Source organism: Rhizobium sp. Root1204 (genome assembly GCF_001424965.1).
GTDB lineage: Bacteria > Pseudomonadota > Alphaproteobacteria > Rhizobiales > Rhizobiaceae > Pararhizobium.
In genome coordinates, this window is sequence record NZ_LMCZ01000023.1 from 264770 (window position 1) to 287161 (window position 22392).

General features: G+C 60.3%; 20 protein-coding genes. 9 read left to right on the forward strand and 11 right to left on the reverse strand.

Annotated features, from left to right (window positions below):
* Positions 1-63: 63 nt before the first annotated feature.
* The 3 genes from ribB to ASC96_RS19870 form a co-directional block, all read right to left on the reverse strand.
* Entirely contained in the window at positions 64-1164 is a 1101-nt protein-coding gene (gene ribB, locus ASC96_RS19860; protein ID WP_060504845.1) for a 3,4-dihydroxy-2-butanone-4-phosphate synthase, read from the reverse strand.
* A gap of 17 nt (positions 1165-1181) precedes the next feature.
* Positions 1182-2279, reverse strand: a complete 1098-nt coding sequence (gene aroC, locus ASC96_RS19865) for a chorismate synthase (RefSeq protein WP_060504846.1) — start codon at positions 2277-2279, stop codon at positions 1182-1184.
* A 154-nt stretch (positions 2280-2433) separates the two neighbouring features.
* Positions 2434-5613, reverse strand: a complete 3180-nt coding sequence (locus tag ASC96_RS19870; RefSeq protein WP_112834555.1) for an EAL domain-containing protein — start codon at positions 5611-5613, stop codon at positions 2434-2436.
* Positions 5614-5874: 261 nt separating this feature from the next.
* Between ASC96_RS19870 and ASC96_RS19875 the strand changes: the two genes are divergently transcribed.
* The gene (locus ASC96_RS19875) at positions 5875-6135 is read left to right on the forward strand and encodes a DUF1344 domain-containing protein (RefSeq protein ID WP_037106378.1); all 261 of its coding nucleotides are present in this window, start codon (positions 5875-5877) and stop codon (positions 6133-6135) included.
* 94 nt (positions 6136-6229) lie between these two features.
* Here ASC96_RS19875 and ASC96_RS19880 read toward each other — a convergent pair whose 3' ends face one another.
* The 4 genes from ASC96_RS19880 to ASC96_RS19895 all read right to left on the reverse strand — a co-directional run bounded on the left by ASC96_RS19880 (position 6230) and on the right by ASC96_RS19895 (position 9750).
* Positions 6230-6814 carry a histidine phosphatase family protein gene (locus ASC96_RS19880; protein ID WP_060504847.1) on the reverse strand — a complete coding sequence of 195 codons (585 nt, stop codon included), beginning with the start codon at positions 6812-6814 and terminating at the stop codon, positions 6230-6232.
* An 88-nt stretch (positions 6815-6902) separates the two neighbouring features.
* Positions 6903-7721 carry an enoyl-ACP reductase FabI gene (gene fabI, locus ASC96_RS19885; protein WP_060504848.1) on the reverse strand — a complete coding sequence of 273 codons (819 nt, stop codon included), beginning with the start codon at positions 7719-7721 and terminating at the stop codon, positions 6903-6905.
* Between the two features lie 252 nt (positions 7722-7973).
* The gene (locus ASC96_RS19890; RefSeq protein ID WP_060504849.1) at positions 7974-9068 is read right to left on the reverse strand and encodes a DnaJ C-terminal domain-containing protein; all 1095 of its coding nucleotides are present in this window, start codon (positions 9066-9068) and stop codon (positions 7974-7976) included.
* Positions 9069-9300: 232 nt separating this feature from the next.
* Entirely contained in the window at positions 9301-9750 is a 450-nt protein-coding gene (locus ASC96_RS19895; protein ID WP_060504894.1) for an RT0821/Lpp0805 family surface protein, read from the reverse strand.
* Between the two features lie 126 nt (positions 9751-9876).
* Between ASC96_RS19895 and pdxH the strand changes: the two genes are divergently transcribed.
* Positions 9877-10497, forward strand: a complete 621-nt coding sequence (gene pdxH / locus ASC96_RS19900; protein ID WP_060504895.1) for a pyridoxamine 5'-phosphate oxidase — start codon at positions 9877-9879, stop codon at positions 10495-10497.
* 10 nt (positions 10498-10507) lie between these two features.
* Here the strand turns inward: pdxH and ASC96_RS19905 are convergent, their stop codons facing one another.
* Together ASC96_RS19905 and ASC96_RS19910 are read right to left on the reverse strand one after the other, a co-directional pair.
* Positions 10508-11539: a polysaccharide deacetylase family protein gene (locus ASC96_RS19905; protein ID WP_112834553.1), complete on the reverse strand. Its 1032-nt coding sequence runs from the start codon at positions 11537-11539 to the stop codon at positions 10508-10510.
* 146 nt (positions 11540-11685) lie between these two features.
* The gene (locus ASC96_RS19910; protein WP_060504850.1) at positions 11686-12579 is read right to left on the reverse strand and encodes a hypothetical protein; all 894 of its coding nucleotides are present in this window, start codon (positions 12577-12579) and stop codon (positions 11686-11688) included.
* A gap of 416 nt (positions 12580-12995) precedes the next feature.
* On the opposite strand from ASC96_RS19910, the gene ASC96_RS19915 reads away from it, so the two are divergent.
* A complete protein-coding gene (locus ASC96_RS19915; protein WP_244482202.1) occupies positions 12996-14234 on the forward strand; it encodes a D-alanyl-D-alanine carboxypeptidase in 1239 nt (412 codons plus the stop codon).
* A 42-nt stretch (positions 14235-14276) separates the two neighbouring features.
* Here the strand turns inward: ASC96_RS19915 and tldD are convergent, their stop codons facing one another.
* Together tldD and ASC96_RS19925 are read right to left on the reverse strand one after the other, a co-directional pair.
* Positions 14277-15692, reverse strand: a complete 1416-nt coding sequence (tldD, locus tag ASC96_RS19920; protein ID WP_060504851.1) for a metalloprotease TldD — start codon at positions 15690-15692, stop codon at positions 14277-14279.
* Between the two features lie 272 nt (positions 15693-15964).
* Positions 15965-16504, reverse strand: coding sequence for an invasion associated locus B family protein (locus ASC96_RS19925; protein ID WP_037106408.1), 540 nt, complete (start codon positions 16502-16504; stop codon positions 15965-15967).
* Positions 16505-16938: 434 nt separating this feature from the next.
* Here ASC96_RS19925 and coxB point away from each other — a divergent pair, with 434 nt between their 5' ends.
* From coxB to ASC96_RS19955, 6 genes are all read left to right on the forward strand, one after another.
* Positions 16939-17823 carry a cytochrome c oxidase subunit II gene (coxB, locus tag ASC96_RS19930; protein WP_060504852.1) on the forward strand — a complete coding sequence of 295 codons (885 nt, stop codon included), beginning with the start codon at positions 16939-16941 and terminating at the stop codon, positions 17821-17823.
* A 21-nt stretch (positions 17824-17844) separates the two neighbouring features.
* Entirely contained in the window at positions 17845-19539 is a 1695-nt protein-coding gene (ctaD, locus tag ASC96_RS19935) for a cytochrome c oxidase subunit I (RefSeq protein ID WP_060504853.1), read from the forward strand.
* A 144-nt stretch (positions 19540-19683) separates the two neighbouring features.
* A complete protein-coding gene (locus ASC96_RS19940; protein ID WP_060504854.1) occupies positions 19684-20640 on the forward strand; it encodes a heme o synthase in 957 nt (318 codons plus the stop codon).
* Complete coding sequence (locus ASC96_RS33440; protein WP_060504855.1) at positions 20640-20780, forward strand: hypothetical protein; 141 nt, start codon at positions 20640-20642, stop codon at positions 20778-20780. Before ASC96_RS19940 ends, ASC96_RS33440 begins: the two co-directional genes overlap by 1 nt.
* 9 nt (positions 20781-20789) lie before the next feature.
* On the forward strand, positions 20790-21398 hold the full coding sequence (locus tag ASC96_RS19950) for a cytochrome c oxidase assembly protein (RefSeq protein ID WP_060504856.1): 609 nt from the start codon (positions 20790-20792) through the stop codon (positions 21396-21398).
* 65 nt (positions 21399-21463) lie between these two features.
* Complete coding sequence (locus ASC96_RS19955) at positions 21464-22342, forward strand: cytochrome c oxidase subunit 3 (RefSeq protein ID WP_060504857.1); 879 nt, start codon at positions 21464-21466, stop codon at positions 22340-22342.
* Positions 22343-22392: the final 50 nt, after the last annotated feature.

The window sequence follows — 22392 nt, forward strand, 5'->3', positions numbered from 1 at the left end:
AACAAGAAAGGCCACCGGTCATGTCCTGACCGGTGGCCTTGAAAATTCAGTGGGCGCAGGCGCTCAGATAATCTCGGTCGCCGCGATCTCGATGCCGAAACCTTCCAGGCCGACATAGTGGCGTTCGCGTGAGGAGAGCAGCCGGATCGAGGTGATGCCGAGATCTTTGAGGATCTGGGCGCCGAGGCCGATTTCCAGCCATTCGCTTTCGCGGGCCTGTGCTTCGCTATGCTCTTCGCGCTCATGCTTGCCGGTGCGCGCCGTTGTCGAGACGCCAACGCCGACCGAACCTTCACGCAGGTAAACGATGACGCCGCGGCCCTGTTCGGACATGCGCTGCATAATCGGATCGAGCTGGCAAGCCTTGCCGAAGACGTCTGCGGCAACGTTTTCGAGGTGCAGGCGCACCGGAATATCGATGCCATCCCGGATATCGCCGAAAACAACAGCGAGATGCTGCATAGGATCCCAGGGCAGGGAATAGGCATGCGCCTTGGCCTTGCCATAGGCGGTATCGACATCGAACGTTGCCTCAAGGTTGATTAGCGTTTCCTTGCGCTGGCGGTAGGCGATGAGATCGGCGACCGAGACCTGCTTCAGGCCGTGTTTTTCGGCAAACTCGGTGACCTGCGGGCCGCGGGTGACCGTGCCGTCGTCGTTGACCAGTTCGCAGATAACGCCGATCGGCGGCAGGCTGGCAAGGCGGCAGAGGTCGACGGCAGCTTCCGTATGGCCGGACCGCATCAACACGCCGCCTTCGCGGGCAACCAGCGGGAAGATGTGGCCGGGACGGGTGAAGTCGGCAGCGCCGACATTCGGGTTGGCAAGGTTGCGCACCGTCAGCGTCCGGTCTTCGGCCGAAATGCCGGTCGTCGTGCCGTGCTTGAAATCGACGGTGACGGTGAAGGCCGTCGTATGGGCCGAATCGTTTTCTGCCACCATGGCGTTGAGGTTGAGGCGCTTGGCCTCTTCCTTTGGCATCGGAGTGCAGACGATGCCAGAGGTGTGGCGCACGATGAAGGCCATCTTTTCCGGCGTGCAATGCACGGCCGCGACGATCAGGTCGCCTTCGTTCTCACGGCCGTCATCATCGGTGACGACAACGATTTCGCCGGCCTCGAAGGCCCGGATGGCATCGGCAACGCGCTTCTGGTCAAAGGGCATGGGGTTCTTCCTTGAATTTACTTCAACCGGCCGGTCTGGCCACGGTCACGCAGGTAATGATCGGCAATGGTGCAGGCAAGCATCGCTTCGCCGATCGGCACGGCGCGGATGCCGACGCAGGGGTCATGGCGGCCCTTGGTGCGGATATCGACATTGTTGCCGTCGCTATCGATCGACTGACGCTCGGTCAGGATCGAAGAGGTCGGCTTGATGGCGAAGCGGGCGATCACCGGCTGGCCGGTCGAGATGCCGCCCAGGATGCCGCCGGCATGGTTCGACAGGAAGATCGGGTTGCCGTCATTGCCCATGCGCATCTCGTCGGCATTTTCCTCGCCGGTGATTTCGGCAGCGCCAAAGCCGTTGCCGATCTCCACGCCCTTGACGGCGTTGATCGACATCAGGTTGGAGGCGATGTCCTGATCGAGCTTGGCATAGATCGGCGCGCCGATGCCGGCCGGTACACCTTCTGCTATCACCTCGACGACGGCGCCGACCGACGAACCCGACTTGCGGATGCTGTCGAGATATTCTTCCCAGACCGGGACGATGGCCGGATCGGGTGCGAAGAACGGATTGTTGCCGACTTCGTTCCAGTCCCAGTTGTCGCGATTGATCTTGTGCTTGCCGATCTGCACCAGCGCGCCGCGCACCAGAAGCCCCGGGACCACCTTGCGGGCAAGGCCGCCGGCTGCCACACGAGCGGCAGTTTCACGCGCCGACGAGCGGCCGCCGCCGCGATAGTCGCGGATGCCGTATTTGACATCATAGGTATAGTCGGCATGGCCCGGCCGGTAGCTCTTGGAAATTTCAGAGTAATCCTTGGAGCGCTGGTCGGTGTTTTCGATCATCATCGAGACCGGCGTGCCAGTGGTGATCATTGTCTCGCCGTCCGCGTCCAGCATCACGCCGGAGAGGATCTTCACCAGATCGTCCTCGCGGCGCTGGGTGACGAAGCGCGACTGGCCGGGCTTGCGCTTGTCGAGCCAGGCCTGCAGCTCGGGCAGGGTGAAACGGATGCCGGGAGGGCAGCCGTCGATGACGCAGCCGAGCGCCGGACCGTGGCTTTCGCCCCAGGTGGTAACGCGGAAAAGATGACCGAAAGTATTGTGCGACATGGATCAGGCAACCGGATATGAGGCCAAGCGCATCCGGGCGAGCCGCTGCGCCATTCAGTAGCGCACTCATAGTGGAAAACGCCGGAAAGGGAAAACCTTTCTGGCGAAATATCATGATTGCGTCGTGAACAGTGTGTCCTGTCGCGAAAGCCAATCAGGACGCCAGTTGCAGGGCATCCTTGTTGGCGAATTCCACGAACTTGTCGAAGCTCAAGGGCTTGGCGAAAGCATAACCCTGCAGGAGATCACAACCGAGCAGGCCGAGCATTTCCGCATGTTCCATGGTTTCGACGCCCTCGGCGACCGTTTCGATGCCGAGTGAGCGGCCGATCTCGATGATCGAACGGATCAATGCCTGTTCGTTGCGGGAGTTGAGAATGGGCGCAACCAGCTGCCTGTCGATCTTCAGCCGCTTCGGCTTGATCTTCAGCAGGCTGACGATCGAGGTATGGCCGGTGCCGAAATCGTCGATTTCGATATCGATGCCGAGCTTCTTGATGCCCTCGATATTGGCGGTAACGATATCGTCGCTCTCGTCGAGGAAGATCGATTCCACCAGTTCGAACGACAGCTGACCCGGTTTGAACGACAGGCCTTGCAGCGAGTTCAACAGCAGGTCGTCGCTAAGCCGCTTGGCCGAGACGTTGACGGAGATCTTCGGAACGTCGATACCCAGCGCTGCCCAGCGCATCGCGTCGATCAGCGACCGGTCGAGCACGATACGGTCGATCGTTGCCACCACATTCAGCTCCTCGGCGATATGCAGGAACTTGTCTGGCGTCAGAACGCCCTCGCGCGGATGGTTCCAGCGTACCAGTGCCTCGACGCCGGAAAGGCGCAGCGTACCGGCGTCGAACTGCGGCTGATACCAGGCAACGAACTGGTTCTGCTCAATGCCTTCAAGAATCTCATCGGCAATCCGCTTGGTCGTGATGATTTCGGCCTGCAGCGCTTCGGTGAAGAATTCATGCCGGTTGCGGCCGCTTTCCTTGGCCCGGTAGAGTGCGATATCGGCGTTGACCAGCAGCTGGCGTTCGTCGATCGCCATGTTACCGGCACAGGCAATGCCGATGCTGACACCGAAGCGGCAGGGAAAGCCGTTGTAATCGACGGGCTGGCGCATCTGGGCAATGATGCGCTCGGACAAACTGGACAGGAAAATCTTGCTCGGCGGATTGGCGGCCAGCACGACGAACTCGTCGCCACCGATGCGCGCCACGATGTCGCCGGCACGCACGTTTGCGCGCAGGATCTTCGAGGCATGCACCAGCATCGCGTCACCCGCCGCATGGCCGAGCGTATCGTTGATCTGCTTGAAGCGATCGAGGTCGATATGGAGGATCGCGATGTTCTGCAGACCATCCTTGCGGGCGGCCGACAGCGCTTCAAGTTCCTTGTCGAGCATGCGGCGATTGCCAAGGCCCGTCAGCGGATCGTGCAGGGCATTGTGTTCGATACGGTCCTTGGCATCGGCCAGTTCGCCGTTCTTGGCTTCGGCCATTGCCTTTGCGGTGCGCAGTTCATCGGTCAAAAGCACGTCATCGCTGATATCGAAGGCAATGCCGATCAGCTTCCGGTTACCGCCGGGCGCCTCGTGGATCTTGCCGACGGAGCGGATATGCCGGATTGTTCCGTCTGTCAGCACCACCCTGGAGGCCTGCACATAAGGGAGGCCGGTCGAAATGGTGTGGCCCACGCTTGAAAGTGTCTCTTCGCGGTCATCGGGATGGATCGTGTTGATCCAGGTTTCATGTGACGTTATGCCGTCGACATAGGTCAGCCCGTAAAGCTGATGCATGCGCTCGTCCCAGTAGGTGACGCCCGCGTCGAGATCGGCTTCCCACATGCCACACTGATAGGAATCGAGCGCCAGATCGAGGCGTCTGGTGATCGCCTCCAGCTGTTGTTCGCGTTCCGACAGACCGGTAAGGGCATCTTCCAGTTCGGCGTTCTTTTGGTCGGCAACGGCTTTTGCCGTTCGCAGCTGCTCCGTCATCATGACGTCGTCGGTGACATCCCAGCTGATGCCGGTGATCTTGGCTTTGCCATCGGCACCCACATGCGTGGAGCCGGCATTGCGGACGTGATGGATTCTGCCGTCGGCCATGACGACGCGATACTGCGACCGATATTCCAGATCTTCATCCAACGCCCTGAACAGGGTCAGGGATGCCGCCCTGATATCGTCCTGATGCACCGAGCCGCGCCATTCCGCGTAGCTTGGATCCCCGCCGCCCGGTGGCAGGCCATGCAGATGGTACATGCGCTCATCCCAGGAGCGTGTCTGCGTGTCGAGGTCAATTTCCCAGATGCCGATCTTGGAGGATTCAAGCGCCAGATTGAGCCGATGTGACACGGTCAGCAGTTCCCGCTCGCGTGCGCGAAGCTTGGCGATGTTGCGCTGGCGCTCGTTGACGAAACCGCCGGTCAGAAAGATCGGGATGATGATGATCGCGGCAGCGATGAAGATCGCGGTTTCCAGCCATGTGCTGTTGGCGGGCTCCTGCGCCCAGCCGTCGGCTGGGATCGCCGCCAGTTCCCATGTTCCGCCGGGCAGCTGCAATTGGCGGATGACAGGCGATTTTTCGAAGAGATCGGTATCGCCGAAGAATGCATCCTGGATGCTGTTTTTCACCGAGACATCGCGGATTGCCAGCTGGATATTGGTATGCCGGTGGCCGCCATCAGCTTCGTCACTATGCTTGCCTGCGTCGATGAGGCCCGCATTGGTGTAGATATCCCGTTCGTCGATGACGGCTTCCATGAAGCCCCAAAAGACCAGGCTGTTGTCAGTCCTGGTGAAGACCGGCGAAAACAGATTGAAGCCGGTCCGGCCGCTCGGAAGCCTGACTGGGCCGGCCAGAATGGGCTTGGCCCTCGATTCGGCCCGGTCGATGGCGACCCGGGAGGAACGGAATTTCTTGAAGTCGGTGCCGATCATCCGCTCGTTTCCTTTGAGGGGAAATGTCATTCGGATGACGGCATCGGGTGCAGCGCTGACGCGCACCATCTGCGGATTCTGGATCAGCAGCTTGGTCGCCAACTGGTCGAAAAGCGGCTGGGCCATGTTCGGATCGACGGCGAAACTGTTGGCAAAACCGCGTAGCGCCGTGATGTTGTTGTTGATCTCGCTCTGCAGGCGCAGGGAAACAAGATTGAGCTCGTTCTGGACGTTGCTATTCAGCTCGTTGCGGAAGTTTTCGCGGTTCTGCTGCTCGAAGAAGTAGCCGCCGGTGAAAACGACGGCAACGGCGATGAAGGCGGGAAAAAGCGACGGTTTCGCCAGCCTGGCAAGCGCCCAGGCGCGATGACGGATTGTAGCGCTTTTAGTCAACGGCCATGCACCCCATATTCCCCGGCCTCACGGTAGAGAGGGAGTCTTAAGATTGGCTTTAGAGGCTGTTCCTGCTATGAAATCGGCTCTTCGGCGGGAGGGACGCTGTCGATCAGGATTTGGTTAACCATGAGCTTTCTAAAGAGCGGTCCAAATTCGGTAAAATTTTAAATGACACGGCAGCGGGCGATTTTTGCCACAATCGGAGATCAAACAGTGGGCACAACAAAATTGAATGAATCACTGAAGAGGGCAAGACAGATGCGTTTCATCGTTGCTACGTTGATGGCCGCAGCCGGTTTCTTTTCGCCGCTTGCCGCGTTCGCCGAGAGTGCCGATGTCGAGGCCGTGATCACCGGCGTCGATACCGACAAGCTGAGCCTGTCGCTGGACGACGGCAAGAACTACCAGGCACCGGAAGAATTCAACTTTGATGGCCTGAAGCAGGGCGTCAAGGTTCTGGTTTTCTACACCGAAGTCGATGGCAAGCGCGTCATCAATGATCTGGAAATCGTGCAGTAAGACTGCAGTCGCGGCACTGGCTCAGTGCCGCATCATTCGGGTGGCGGGCTGATTGAACAATCCGCCGCTTTTCCCACCTTCGGCCAAAGGCAGCCTAGAGCCAGCCGATTGTGCCGTTCTCAATTTTCAAGATTCGATCCTGTGGAATGGCGCCGAGTGCTGCTTCCTCCGCATCCATGGCGCCGCATAGCTTGAACAGCGTGCGGATGACGCCGCCATGGCTGACACAGACGGTCGGCCCGGACACGCTGGAAAGCCAGGCGCCGATGCGCCAGGACAGGATTTCATAACTTTCAGCATCCGCCCCCGGCGGGATGAAATCCCACTTCGCCAATTCACGTTCCGCCACCCGTTCGGGCATCTCCCGCTCGAGTTCGGCCATCGTGTAACCCTCCCAATCACCGAAGGAGACTTCCTTCAGCCGGTCGTCCATGCGGTAGCCGTTGCGGGCAAGCCCCATGGCTTCGCGAATGAGTTCCATGGTCTCGCGGGTGCGGTGAAGCGGGCTGGCGACGAAGTCGAATTTTTCAACATCCTGCCCGAGAATGGCAAGAAGTGACCGGCCATTGCCGCTCGCCTGGCGGCGGCCGGTATCGTTGAGCGGAATGTCCTTCTGGCCCTGCATGCGGATTTGCGCATTCCAGTCGGTCTGTCCGTGGCGGATCATGTAAATGGTCACGGAGAAACTCCGGGGCAGGGGGCTTGGCCCCAAGGCAGGAGCCGGGGCGCCCGCTACACGAGAGCCCCGGAATTCTTTCGGAGGCGTATCAGTCCTTGACGACGGCGATATCCGGCGCATCGACGGCCTTCATGCCGATGACATGGTAGCCGCTGTCGGCGTGATGAACTTCACCGGTGACCGAACGCGACAGGTCCGACAGCATGTAGAGGCCGACATCACCGACTTCCTCGATGGTGACGGTGCGGCGCAGTGGCGCGTTGTATTCGTTCCACTTCAGGATATAGCGGAAATCGCCGATGCCGGACGCAGCAAGCGTCTTGATCGGGCCAGCCGAAATCGCGTTGACGCGGATGTTCTTCGGGCCGAGATCGACGGCAAGATACTTGACGCTGGCTTCCAAGGCCGCCTTGGCAACACCCATGACGTTATAGTTCGGCATGACCTTTTCGGCGCCGTAATAGGTCATGGTCAGCATCGAGCCGCCATCGGTCATCAGCTTTTCCGCACGCCGCGCGACGGCGGTGAAGGAATAGACCGAGATGTTCATCGTCAGGGCGAAGTTTGCGGCCGACGTATCGACATAACGGCCGGTCAACTCGTCCTTGTCGGAAAAGCCGATGGCGTGCACGATGAAGTCGATCTTGCCCCAGATTTTTTCCAGGTTGTCGAAAACGGCGTCGATCGTGGATTCGTCACTGACATCACAATGGCCGGCCATGACGGCACCGAGTTCTTCGGCCAGCGGTTCGACCCGCTTCTTCAAGGCGTCGCCCTGATAGGTGAATGCCAGTTCGCCGCCCTGTGCGCGAATTGCCTTGGCAATGCCCCATGCGATCGACCGGTTGTTTGCGACACCCATGATAAGGCCGCGTTTGCCCTTCATCAGACCGGATGTTTGCGACATGATGTTATGCCCCCAATAAAGCCTATGCTTTCGTCAGTCAGGCATTGGCCGACTGGAAATTCGCATATGTTGAACCTGCCGGAGCCTTCGCGCCCCTTGCGGTCGCGTCGGCTCTGAATTTTTCGAGCATTGGCTATGACATAGCCGTCCCGGTGGTTCAAGCGCGGGGGAGATCAGGAAGTGTTAGTCCCCGTAATATTGGGTCAGTGGCCATATTGCTGGCAGCGATCCACGGCGTTTGTCGCAAAATCTTTACAGAAACAGGCCATTGCGCAGGCTGCGCATCAGGTCGGTGATCTTTTCATCCGGCTTTTCCCACAGCATCAGCCGCAGTTCCACCAGTAGATCGCCGCGTTTGCCCTCCGCTGTCGGCAGGCCGTGACCCTCAAGCCGGATCACATGGTCGGAGCCGGACCATGCCGGGATGGTTACCCTGATGGCCCCGGTAAGGGTCTCGACCGTCATCTCGCATCCGAGGATGGCATCCTGGATATTGACTGGCAAAGTGGTCCGCAGGTCGGTCCCGTCGCTGCGGAAGCGGCCGTCCTCCAGCACGCGCACGGTAACAACGACATCGCCGCGCTGCATGCCGTTCAAGCGGTAACCCATTTCCTTGAGACGGACGACGCTGCCGTCGGTCGTGCCGGCGGGCAGAGTGACCTTCAATGTCTGTCCGTCGGGCAGCGTTGCCGTTGCCTTTTCACGGCGGAAGATCTCCTCGATCGAGACCGTGACGTCGCAGAAGATATCGGGCACCTTTTCCAGTGCGGGTTTGCTGGCCGCGCCGCGGATGCGCCGGACGATCGCCGAAACAAGGTCTGCTGCCGGTGCTGCGGCGCGTGGGAAGCCGCCGAACATGGGCGTCCTGTCGCCCTCGACTTTCTGTTCCGGCTTGGCTTCGGATTCCGGCACAGCTTCTGCCTTGGGCTCCGGTCGGGCTTCCGGCGCCGGTTCGGCCTTTGCCTGCGGCGCAGCCGTTGCCGGCTTCTTCTCTGGCGGCTTTGCGTTCTGCGCCCGTGCCCTGTCCTTGGTCTCGAAAATGCGCGAAATCATCTCTTCGGCGGTTTCCGGGTCGATGGTTTCCTCTTCCGGTCCCCGCGCCTTGCGCTTCATTTCTTCCATGCGGCGCAGTTCAGCCTCACGGCGGGCGTGGTCGTAGCGGTTGCGCAGCTTCGGGTCCTTCAGCACCTCGTAGGCGCGTCCAGCCTCGGCAAAGCGCTGGGTGGCGAGCGGATCATCCTTGTTCTGGTCGGGATGCACGGCTTTTGCCACGGACCGCCAGGCGGCCTTGATCTCGTCCGGTCCGGCATTGCGTCTGACGCCGAGCACTGAATAGGGATCACGCATGCCTGTCACCGCCCTTGAAGACTGAGGTGCCGCATTTCGCGGTTCGTTTCAGCCTGTTGAAACAATCGGGGAGCCGCGTCCCGGCGGTCTTCTCCCTATGCCGGTGATGATGAGAAGCTGCTGCTTAAATTACGGTTAGCTGTGGGCGTGCGCCGGTTGTGTTCGTGGCTTCGCGCCGCGTCTTTGTTGTGGCGTGGTTAATACGCGGTAGCGAAGCGTGCCAATCCCGATATCAGCTGCGGGGGCCAAAGCTGGTGAGATACCATTGGCCATTGCCGAGCAGGCAGGTATTGCCGTCAAACTTGGCGATGCCCTGATAGGAATGGCGGGTGGTGGTGAACCGGCGGCAGGTGGTGCCGTTCACCTGTTCCTCGGAGATGCTGCTGATCACACCGGTGCTGCCCGAACTGGAGTTCGCCCAGGGAATGGGGTTTCCGGCAATCCGTGTCACATCGGCTGACGACACCGCATTTTTGACGGTGAGTGCGTCGGAATTGTCTTCGTCACTCCGGACGGAGGGCACGGAATTTGTCGAGACGGTTCGGTCGACCTCGGGTGTTCCGGAAAAATCGAGACCGCCAAGGCATCCCGAAAGAATGGTCGCGGCCAGGCACACTGCGGCAATGCCGCTCAACCGGGATAAACCCTTTGTGTCCTTGATCCACTTTGCTATGTCTTGCAACGGCATACCTGTCAGACTGGAAAGAGCGGCTTCAAGGTCCTAAGACGCAACGTGCAAGCTCTGACATTTTTCGTTCGGCGGGCGGAAACTGCGTTCGCGCCACACATTACGGCATTGGATGGCAATATGAGTGAGACTGGGTTAACAACTGGTGACTTCACGCAAGAGAATGAGCCCTTTTCCCTTTTTGGCACGTGGCTGAAAGAGGCGCAGGCCGCAGAAATCAACGATCCCAATGCCTTGGCACTGGCGACGGTAGATGCAGATGGCCTGCCGGATGTGCGTATGGTGCTGCTGAAGGATTTCGACGAGCGCGGCTTCGTCTTCTACACCAATTTCGAAAGCCACAAGGGCCAGGAAATTCTTGGCAGCATGAAGGCTGCGATGTGCTTTCACTGGAAAACGCTGCGCCGCCAAGTGCGCGTGCGCGGCCCGGTGGAGATCGTCAGCAATGAAGAGGCCGACGAATATTACAAGACCCGTGCGCGCGGCAGCCGGATCGGCGCCTGGGCGTCAAAACAGTCGCGGCCGCTGGAAAGCCGGTTTGCGCTGGAAAAGGCCGTTGCCGAATATACGCTGAAATATGCCATCGGCGAGATTCCGCGCCCCGATCACTGGTCGGGTTTCCGCATCAAGCCGACGTCGATCGAGTTCTGGAAGGATGGCGCTTTTCGCCTGCACGACCGGATCGAGTTCCGCCGCGATGCGCCGGAAGGCGATTGGTCGAAGGTGCGCATGTATCCCTGATCGAAGGTGCTCAGCGCGCGCCCATCAACCTGAAGGCAATGCCCGAGGCAAGCGCGCTGACATATCCAGCCTTTTGAAAATGACCGTTCAGCGAAATGCGAGGCAGAGCGGCGGTGTTGACCGCATTGGACAGCGTTCCTGGCTGCGTCGTCACGGCGGTGCTGAAGCCAAGACCGGCGGCCAAACGGTGATCGCGGGCCGAGACGGCGGTGGCAAAGCCATAGGGATAGGCAAGCGATGTCGGCCGGCGTCCGGTGATTTGTTCCACCCTGCGGGCCGAAAGGTCCATTTCAGCGCTTGCCGTTTCGTCGCTGAGGCGTGTGACCGAACGATGGCTGATCGTGTGCGCGCCAAGGCTGGCGAGCGGGTTTTCGATCAGTGTTTTGAGGCCTGCCTCGTCCAGCGTCAAAGCAGTGGTGATCCCTATGGCATCGATGCCGGATGCCTGCGCTATCCGGTTCAGCCGGTCGATCGCCGTGGCTTCGTCGATAGAATGCAGGAAGGCGGCAAACCGGTCGAAGGTGCTCTGCTTCTGCGGCAGGCTGCCAAGCGGCAGGGTTTCGTCACCTGCACCGAAATCGAAGGTCAGGCTTGACTGCTGTTCCAGAAGATCGGCAAGCGTTTCCCACCAGAGCGTATGGGTGCGATCGATGAAGCCGCCGGCAACAAATACCGTGAAGGGTACACTGTGTCTGGAAAACACCGGCGCGGCATGGTCGAGATTGTTGCGATAGCCGTCATCCAGCGTGAAAACGGCAGCCGGTTGGGGATCCTTCGAGGCAAGATGGGCAGCCAGCGCATCGAGGGCAATAAACCGGTAGCCATCGCGTTTCAATGTCGAGATCGCTGTATCCAGAAATTCCGGGGTGATCTCCAGATGGGCGTTGGGATCAAAGGTGCGAGGCCGTTTCGGGCGAACATGATGCAGCGTGAAGATCGCGCCGCGACCGCGCGCCTGCCGCATCAGCCCGCCAGCATGCAGCAACCCGGCAACGGTCAAGCCACCCGTAATGGCCGTGCGTTTGACGGCTTGTCGCAGCATGTTTTTCAAGTGCATCCCCTAGCGCAAAATCGACCGCGACATTAGCCATCCTGGCGTTAACACCGGCTGAATGGCAGATTGGGCAACGAAAAGGCGGATCGCTTTCGCGGCCCGCCTTATAATATTATTCCAATGGTTGTTGGCAGTTAACGCGGCAACACCCCATCGACTTCATCACGCTGGCGGCCGCCGAGTGCCGCACCGACTGCGGCGACAAAGCCACCGATCAACAGGGACAGCGCGCCAAACAGCGCGACGGATGCGCTGGCCTTGCGTGCCGTCTCGGCCGCTTCCGTCGCAGCCACCTTGGCTTCATCGACGCTTTTCAAAACGGCATCGACGCGGGCCTTGGCATCCGGTTCCGACAAGCCCGTTTTGGCAGCAACGAGCTGATCGAGGTAAGTTCGGTCACCGGTCGACATTTCGCCGTTGGCAGCGCTGGTGAGGAGGATACGGGACACCTGACCTGCCGTATCGTCCGCCCCCGCGCCAGCCTGTGCTGCAGCAGGTGTGGCCGGGCGCAGCAGGTTATCGACAAAGTAGGACGTCGCATTGCTGCCCGCATCTGACGAGGCTGCCGCGGCACCCGCCGCTGTCGCGCCTGCTGTCACCGTCGCCGTGGCCTGCACACCAGTGCCGACTGCGGATGATACAGCTGAACCCAATGCACCGGCGACGATCAACGTTGCGAGCGCCCAGGCGAGCACACCATGGGCTGTGTCGCGAAAGAACACCTCGTCGCGGTTAACGCCGGTCCATTTCGTCCGCAGGCGGCCGGCAATATATCCGCCGAATGCGGCAGAGGCCCATTGCACGACGATGAACCAGATCGCCGCGGTGACGGCAAAGGTTGTCAAGGATGCGCCCTGTGACGAAAAGGGGGAGGCCATGCTCAGCCCGATGCCGGAGCCGAGCAGCGAGAGAACGATCGTAATCGCCGCCGCCGCCACGGCACCTGCGATGATCGCGCCCCAGCTGACGGCGGAATCCGAGGATTCGATGGTGGTGCCTGACGGTACCGTTGAAACCGGGATTGTCATCGCGCCACCTATCGGAAGAAGAGGGCGAGTAGGATGATAATGGGGATCGGAACCCCCAGCAGCCAGAGTAGAATTCCGCGTCCCATGATGTAACTCCCTTGCATTGAACCGGCCGCTTTTTCAAACGGTTATGCGGCGTGTCCGGTAAACGCGGGCAGGGGGGATTGGTTCCGTAACGGCCATGCCCGGTTACTGAGGTGCAGTGTTAGAGCGCCTGTTGCCTTTGGCCGGCCGGCCGGCGGCAACGTTAATTCTTCGTTTACCACTGCGATAAAAGTAGTGCCGGATAGGCGCATTCCGCCGCAAAGTTGCAGCAAAGACACGGCTCTGTCGCAAAATGACGCAAAACCGCGCCCGCTCAAGGGTGCCAGCGAATGGGGACCGGCATGACAACTTTTCGATGCCTGCTTTGGGCAATGTTTACTTTTGCCTTCGGACCGGCGGTGGCCTTTGCAGGCAGCGCCTCGATCATTCTCGATGCCCGCACGGGCAAGGTGCTGTCGGCGGAAAATCCCGACACGCTCAACCATCCAGCCTCGCTGACCAAGATGATGTCGCTCTACCTCACCTTCGAGGCGCTTCACCGCGGCACCATCAAATGGGACAGCCAAATCAAGGTGTCGAAGACGGCGGCGGCCAAACCACCGATGCGGCTGGGGCTCAAGGCGGGGATGAAGCTGACGGTACGCGAGGCGGTCCTCGGCATGATCGTGCGCTCGGGCAATGATGCGGCAGCCGCGATGGCAGAGAAGCTCGGTGGAACGGAAGCCAAATTCGCCCAGATGATGACGAAGAAGGCGCGCCAGCTCGGTATGAGCCGGACCGTCTTCATCAACGCGTCCGGCCTGCCGGCACGCGCCCAGGTGACGACGGCGCGCGACATGTCGACGCTCGCGATCGCACTGATGCGTGACTTTCCCAAGGAGTACAGGCTGTTTGCCACCGAGAGCTTTGTGTTCCGTGGCCGCAAGGTCCGCGGCCACAACAACCTGATGTACCGCTATGACGGCATGGACGGGATCAAGACCGGCTATACCAATGCCTCGGGTTTCAATCTCGTCAGCGCCGTCCGGGACGGCAATCGGCGGGTCATCGGCGTCGTGCTTGGCGGCCGCACTGCTCGAAGCCGCGACGACAAGATGGCTGCGTTGCTCGATCGCCATATCGGCAAGGCGTCGCGCACGGGCAGCCGTGCGCTGGTGGCTGCCGCAAAGACCCGCGGCCCTGTGGAGGTCGCCGCCCTCGGCGCGTCCGATGTGCCACTGCCTTTTGCGGCGCCGGAGCGCCGGAGCAGCGATGCGGTCGCCGCACTGATCGCCAGCTCGTCGTCGCATTCAGCAATCCCAGCCGAGCGCCCGGCGGCGATGAATGAGCTCGAAAACACCGCGGATGTTCTTCCGGCCGGTGCCTGGCAGATCCAGATTTCAGCAGCGCCGTCTCAAGAGGCAGCGCGTGCCCTGCTGGCGCAGGCGAGTGTTGCTGCAGGCCACACGCTGCAGTCAGCCTCGCCGTATACCGAGGCCGTCGGCAACGGTGCCGGCCGGGTCTATCGCGCCCGCTTCGTCGGTTTTTCCAGCCGGGAGGACGCTGCCGCTGCTTGCAGCAGGCTGAAACAGCGCTCGTATGACTGCATGCTGTTGCCGTCCCGCGGCTGAGGCGGGAAGGCGCCTGGCGGCCGCAGGGCCGTTCTTGGACGATCAGGCCTGCGTGCCGCCCACAGTCATGTCGTTCATGCGCAAATGCGGCTGGCCGACGCCGACAGGCACCCACTGGCCGCCCTTGCCGCAATTGCCCATGCCGGTATCGAGCTTCATGTCGTTACCGATCATGGTGATGCGCTGCATGGCGTCGGGCCCGTTACCGATCAACATCGCGCCCTTGACCGGCGCGCCGATCTTGCCGTTATCGATCAGATAAGCCTCGGTGCAGCCGAAGACGAACTTGCCGGAGGTGATATCCACCTGGCCGCCACCGAAGGAGACGGCATAGATGCCCTTCTTGACCGAGGCGATGATTTCTTCCGGGCTCTTGTCGCCGCCGAGCATGTAGGTGTTGGTCATGCGCGGCATCGGCACATGCGCATAGGATTCGCGCCGACCGTTGCCGGTCGCCTTCATGCCCATCAGCCGGGCGTTCTGGCGGTCCTGCATGTAACCAACCAACTTGCCGTCATCGATCAGGACGTTGTAGCCGGATGGCGTGCCTTCGTCGTCGATGGTCAGCGAACCGCGGCGGCTTTCGATCGTACCGTCATCAACGACGGTCACGCCCTTGGCCGCAACCGTCTGGCCCATCAGGCCGGCAAAGGCTGAGGTCTTCTTGCGATTGAAATCGCCTTCCAGTCCGTGACCGACCGCCTCATGCAGCATCACACCCGGCCATCCCGATGAGAGAACGACATCCATGGTGCCGGCCGGAGCATCGACGGCTTCGAGATTGACAAGCGCTTGCCGAAGAGCTTCGTCAGCGCCGCGCCGCCAGTTGTCCACGGTGACAAAATCGCCAAAACCGCGGCGGCCGCCGACACCGTAGGATCCGGCCTCCTGCCGGTCGCCTTCGCCGACGACGACGGAAATGTTGAGGCGCGTCATCGGCCGGATATCATGCATGCGTTCGCCATCGGCGCGCAGGATATCGACCACCTGCCAGCTGGCGGCGATCGAGGCGGTCACCTGCCGGACCTTGGGATCCTTGGCCCGCAGATAGACGTCGATTTCCTGCAGCAACGAAACCTTGGCCTCAAAACTCGGCTCACCGATCGGGTTTTCGTCGCCATAGAGTTTCTTGTTGGTGCGCTGCGGGGCTGCAGCATAGGTGCCGGAATAGCCGCGTGTGACGGCGCCGACCGCATCGGCTGCCCGTTTCAGCGCGGAGAGCGATAGATCGCCCGCATGCGCATAGCCGACCGCTTCGCCAGCCACCGCCCGCAGGCCAAACCCCTGGTCGGTATTGAAACTGCCGCCCTTCAGGCGGCCATTGTCGAAGGACAGCGATTCCGACTGGCTGTGTTCGATGAACAGTTCGCCATCATCAGCACCCGACAAGGTCTGCGCCAGAACTTCGCGAATGGCAGCCTCGTCGCTGTCGAACAGTTTGATGAGATCGGTGTTCATGGGCGAGGGCTCCAGATACGAAGGAATATGGTGCTTTATGTAGGGACAGGTGCGGTGAGGGGCAAGCGCAGATGTCAAGACGCTCCCGCCAGGAAGCATCGGTTTGCCAATGTGTGCAAAGGTCTGCGGTTTTTCTTCTCCCCGGCGGGGAGAAGGTGGCGCGTCGCGCCGGATGAGGGGAGCCACACAGGCGGTCCGTACTGTTGGCCCCTCATCGCCTCACTTACGTTCGGCACTTCTCCCCCGTTGGGGAGAAGTGGAAGGGAAACCGCTTACGGCAGCGCGTCGTAGCCTTCGCCAAAACCCTTCAAGTCGACCGGAATGCCGATGCCTTCTTCCGGAGACTGGAAGACGATGAAGGTTGCCTGTGCGCCGGACCGGAAGGTTTTCAAGAGCTCGTCTTCCAGAACCACTTCCGCATAGCAGCCGTCGGAGAAGCAGCGGACGAAATAGGCGCGGCCGATATCCTTGCCGTCTACATTCAGGCCAAGACCGTTTGGCAAGAGAACGCCGAGCGGGGCCAGAACGCGCAGGATTTTTGCCTTGCGGTCTGCGGTCTTGAGGACGACAACCGAAAGGCCGACCTCCGGCCGGTCCTCGGCAATAACGTTCTGCATCAGGGCGCACTGTTCGGCCGTTGCTCCTGCCGGCTGGTCGCAGACGATCGACCACGCGCCATGGTTCGACTTCACCGTGCCGGGTGTGCCTGGCTGTTGTGCTCCGGGTTGCTGGGCCGCCGCCGTATGGGAAAGAAGGGCGGCAGCTAGTCCGAACGCCGCGATCGGCAGCCGGGAAAGGAGGGACAGGCCCATGAAAACCTCAAACTTAAGAATCAGTCTGGCTATTCTTGAAGCGCGTAGCCGCAAATGAAAAGCCCCGCGCGGTACATTCCAGCCCGGTGTGGCGGAAATGGGGCTTCTAAACTGGACCAAAACGGCAAATCAGCCGCAAAACTCCGGTGTATGCGCGCCGGCGGAGTGCCGGTCGTCTCTTATGTATGGTATAGGGGGCGGGGAGAGTGGAGTAAATGTCGGGTGCCTCGGCGTGCTTTTGCGGCTGCCGGCATCTCTAAGGCCTGCGAGGCCTTAACAGTTTGTGTGAAAAGCGTCATTTGCGCAAAATGCCGCATGGGCTTGAATGGACAGATGTTGCGGCCATCATCAAACTGTGGTTTGAAGCGCTTCAGTATGGCTAAGGATTCTGCGTTACGGTTTGATCCTGATCAAGCGCCCAGGGAGACACTATAGTGAAAAACAAGGCTTTTGCAGTTTTGGCATCGACTGCCTGTCTGCTCTTTGCTTCGAATGCTTTGGCTGACAAGCCGGTCGCATGGCAGACCAACTTTCAGACCGCAGCAACCGGAATCATGGAAGAAATTACATGGTTCGAGCATTACACGCTCTGGTTCATCATTCCGATCACGCTTTTTGTCCTGGCGCTGCTGATCTGGATCGTGGTCCGTTTCCGCGAAAGCAAGAATCCGGTTCCATCCAAGACCAGCCATAACACGGCAATCGAAATCGTCTGGACGCTCGGTCCGGTGATTGTTCTGTTGTTTCTGGCGATCCCATCCTTCCAGCTGCTGACTGCGCAGCTGACGCCGCCGGAAAATCCGGATATCACCCTGAAGGCGACCGGTAACCAGTGGTATTGGTCCTACGAATACGAAGTCGGCGAAACCCCGCTCTCCTTCGACAGCCTGATGATGAAGGAAGAAGACCGCGCCTCGCTCGGCAAGGAAGACAAGCACGAATATCCGCGTCTTCTCGCCGTCGACAACGAGGTCGTCGTTCCCGTTGGCAAGACGGTTCGCGTTCTGGTCACCGCTGCCGACGTCATCCACGCCTTCGCCATGCCGGCCTTCGGTGTGAAGATCGACGCTGTTCCTGGCCGTCTCAACGAAACCTGGTTCAAGGCTGAGCGCGAAGGTCTCTACTACGGCCAGTGTTCCGAGCTCTGCGGCAAGGATCACGCCTATATGCCGATCGCCATCCGGGTCGTCAGCGAAGACAAGTACAACACTTGGCTCGCTGCCGCCGCCACCAATGTTGGTGAGGCGAACAAGGCACTCATGGCTTCCATCGACGGCGCGGCTAAGACCGTAGACGTCGCTGAAAACGCCGCACAGTAATTCGAAGGGGAGCTCGACCCAATGGCCGGAACAACCGCGCAACACGATCACCTTCATGACCATGCCCACGATCACGGGCACGACCATGACCACGCACACAAGCCGCTGACCTTCTTTCAGCGCTGGTTCCTCTCGACCAACCACAAGGATATCGGCACGCTCTACCTGATCTTCGCGATTTTCGCGGGCATCATCGGCGGCACGCTGTCGGTCTTCATGCGCGCCGAGCTGCAGGAGCCGGGCATCCAGATCTTCCACGGTCTGGCGCAGATGGTTTACGGCTTCGAAGGCGATGCTGCCATCGATGGCGGCAAGCAGATGTTCAACGTCTTCACGACAGCACATGCTCTGATCATGATCTTCTTCATGGTCATGCCCGCGCTGATCGGCGGCTTTGCCAACTGGATGGTTCCGATCATGATCGGCGCGCCGGACATGGCGTTCCCGCGCATGAACAACATCTCCTTCTGGCTGATCATCCCGGCCTTCCTGCTGGTTCTGCTCTCGATGTTCGTCGAAGGTCCTGCAGGCGGTTATGGCGCGGGTGGCGGTTGGACGATCTATCCACCGTTCTCGACATCGGGTCAGCCGGGGCCTGCCATGGACCTTGTGATCCTGGGCCTGCACATTGCCGGTGCCTCGTCGATCCTCGGTGCGATCAACTTCATCACCACGATCCTCAACATGCGCGCTCCGGGCATGACGCTGCACAAGATGCCGCTGTTTGCCTGGTCCGTTCTGATCACTGCCTTCCTGCTGCTTCTGTCGCTGCCGGTTCTGGCAGGCGGCATCACCATGCTGCTCACCGACCGCAACTTCGGCACGGCCTTCTTCGCGCCTGAAGGCGGCGGCGACCCAATCCTGTTCCAGCACCTGTTCTGGTTCTTCGGTCACCCGGAAGTGTACATCCTGATCCTGCCCGGTTTCGGCATCGTCAGCCACATCGTCTCGACCTTCTCGCGCAAGCCGATCTTCGGTTACCTCGGCATGGCCTATGCCATGGTTGCGATCGGCGCCGTCGGCTTCATCGTCTGGGCGCACCACATGTACACCGTTGGCATGTCGCTCGACACGCAGCGCTACTTCGTCTTCGCCACGATGGTTATCGCGGTTCCGACCGGCGTGAAGATCTTCTCCTGGATCGCGACGATGTGGGGTGGTTCGATCCGCTTCACCACGCCGATGGTCTGGGCGATCGGCTTCATCTTCCTGTTCACCGTGGGCGGCGTCACCGGCGTTCAGCTCGCCAATGCCGGCCTCGACCGTTCGCTGCACGACACCTATTACGTGGTTGCCCACTTCCACTACGTTCTGTCGCTCGGCGCCGTGTTCGCGATCTTCGCCGGCTGGTACTACTGGTTCCCGAAGATGACCGGCTACATGTATTCGGAATTCGTCGGCAAGCTGCACTTCTGGGTCATGTTCATCGGCGTCAACCTGGTGTTCTTCCCGCAGCACTTCCTCGGCCTTGCCGGTATGCCGCGCCGTTACATCGACTATCCGGATGCCTATGCAGGCTGGAATGCCGTGTCGTCCTACGGTTCGTACATCTCGGCCTTTGCCGTGCTGATCTTCCTGTTCGGCGTCTTCGAAGCCTTCTCCAAGAAGCGCGTTGCCGGCAACAACCCATGGGGCGAGGGCGCAAACACGCTCGAATGGCAGCTCACATCGCCGCCGCCATTCCACCAGTGGGAACAGCTGCCGCGCATCAAGTAAGCGTCGCAATCGATCCGAAGCCGCCGGAAACGGCGGCTTCGTTCAACGTCGGGCCGAAGCCGCCCGCAAAGGCGGCTTCTCTCAACGCCGGGTATGCCCGGCAACACGGCGCATGGATGCGCCGGATAAATCCAAGGACTGGACATGCGGGTTATCGACAATCACGAAGCAAGCGGCACGGAAGGCGTCGTTCGTCTCTCTGAAGCCTCTGCGCGCGATTACTTCGAGCTGCTGAAGCCGCGCGTTATGTCGCTGGTGGTGTTTACGGGCCTCGCCGGCATGGTGATGGCACCCGGGCACATCAACCCTTTCATCGGTTTCATTGCGATACTCTGTATCGCCGTGGGTGCTGGAGCTTCCGGTGCCCTCAACATGTGGTACGACGCGGATATCGACGCGATCATGACCCGCACGGCAAAGCGGCCGATCCCGGCTGGCAAGATCACGGCGCAGGAAGCGCTGTCGTTCGGATTGACGCTGTCGGCTTTCTCGGTCTGCATCCTCGGCATCGTCGTCAACTGGCTGTCGGCCGGTCTGCTCGCCTTCACGATTTTCTTCTACGCCGTCATCTATACGATGTGGCTGAAGCGCTCGACGCCGCAGAACATCGTCATCGGCGGCGCGGCCGGCGCTTTCCCGCCGATGATCGGCTGGGCCTGCGTCACCAATGGCATCGCCGTCGAAAGCATCGTGCTTTTCCTGATTACCTTCCTGTGGACGCCGGCCCATTTTTGGGCGCTGGCTCTGTTCAAGATGCGCGATTATGAGGCGGTCGGCGTGCCGATGCTGCCGAATGTCTCGGGCGAGGCGACCACCAAGACGCAGATTGTCATCTATGCCGTCCTGACCGCGATCATCGGCGTCGTGCCGACGATCCTCGGTTTCTCAAGCTACTATTACGGCGCTTTTGCCGCAGCGCTGGGCCTCGGCTTCATCTGGTATTCTATCGGCGTCCATCGCATGCCGGAGGGTGACGAGAAGATGATCCCTGCCAAGAAGCTGTTTGCGTTCTCGATCCTCTATCTCTTCGCGATCTTCTCCGCGCTGATGGTCGATCATCTGATTGCCACGCTGTGGCTCACTGCCGGAAAGGTTGCCTGATGGAACTCGTGACACTCACGGACGCCCAGAAGAAGTCGCGCCGCGGCCGTAATATCGCGCTTTGTGCCGTTCTCTTCGGTCTCGTTGCCATTTTCTATGTCGTGACGCTGATCAAGTTCAGCAACGGCATGGTCCAGTAAGGAGCGATCATGGCACCGATCAAAACGCCAGAACAGAAGAAGGAACGGGCAAACGGCGTCATCGTGGCGTCCTGTCTCGCCTTCGTCGTCGGCATGACCGGCATGGCCTATGCCGCCGTGCCGCTCTACGACATGTTCTGCCGGGTAACCGGCTATAACGGCACGACCAAGCGGGTCGAGCAGGCTTCCGATGTTATCCTCGACAAGAAGATCAAGGTGACGTTCGATGCCAATATCGCATCCGACCTGCCCTGGAGCTTCAAGCCGGTGCAGCGTGAGATCGAACTGAAGATCGGCGAAACCGTGCAGATCGAGTTCGAAGCAACCAACATGGCGAAAACGGCGACGACCGGTCAGGCGGTCTTCAACGTGACGCCAATGGCGGCTGGCGCCTATTTCAACAAGGTCGAGTGCTTCTGCTTTACCGAGACGACATTGCAGCCGGGGGAAGACATGAAGATGCCGGTGGTGTTCTTCGTCGATCCGGAAATCGTCAAGGCGGTCGAGACCAAGGGGATCAACACACTGACCTTGTCCTACACGTTCTACGCCCGCGAACCATCAAAGCCGGTCGCGGCGCTGACGGGAAAGCCTGCTGAAACTGACAACAAACTTTGACAGATCACAGTTTTCGGCTAAGCCGGAAATGACGACATGAGAAAGACTTATCGGGGATAGTCCACATGGCCGATGCGCACCAGAAAAACCACGACTACCACATTATTGATCCGAGCCCATGGCCGCTGCTTGCCTCGATCGGCGCCTTCGTCATGGCCTTCGGCGGTGTCGGCTATATGCGATACCTGTCGGGCGGCACGCTGCACCTGTTCGGTCTCGACTGGGCGCATCCGTGGTTCTTCTTCATCGGTCTCGCCGTCGTTCTCTACACGATGTACGGCTGGTGGTCGGATACCATCAAGGAAGCGCATGAGGGCCATCATACCCGCGTCGTGTCGCTGCATCTGCGCTATGGCATGATCATGTTCATCGCTTCGGAAGTGATGTTCTTCGTCGCCTGGTTCTGGGCCTATTTCGATGCCAGCCTGTTCCCGGGCGAAGCGATCCAGGCAACCCGCGCCGCGTTCACCGGCGGTGTCTGGCCGCCGAAGGGCATCGAGGTTCTCGATCCGTGGCACCTGCCGCTCTACAACACCGTTATCCTGCTGCTGTCCGGCACCACCGTCACCTGGGCACACCACGCGCTGCTGCACGGTGACCGCAAGGGCCTGATCAACGGCCTGACGCTGACCGTGCTGCTCGGCGCCCTGTTCTCCTATGTTCAGGTCTACGAATACATGCACGCTCCGTTCGCCTTCAAGGATTCGATCTACGGCGCGACCTTCTTCATGGCGACCGGTTTCCACGGCTTCCACGTCCTGGTCGGCACGATCTTCCTCCTGGTCTGCCTCATCCGCGCAGTGAAGGGCGACTTTACCCCGAAGCAGCATTTCGGCTTCGAAGCCGCCGCCTGGTACTGGCACTTCGTCGACGTGGTCTGGCTGTTCCTGTTCTTCTCGATCTACATCTGGGGTGGCTGGGGTGCCCCGGTCGCTCATATGTGATCGGGCTCTGAACCGAAAAATTGTGAAGGCGGGTGCATATGCGCCCGCCT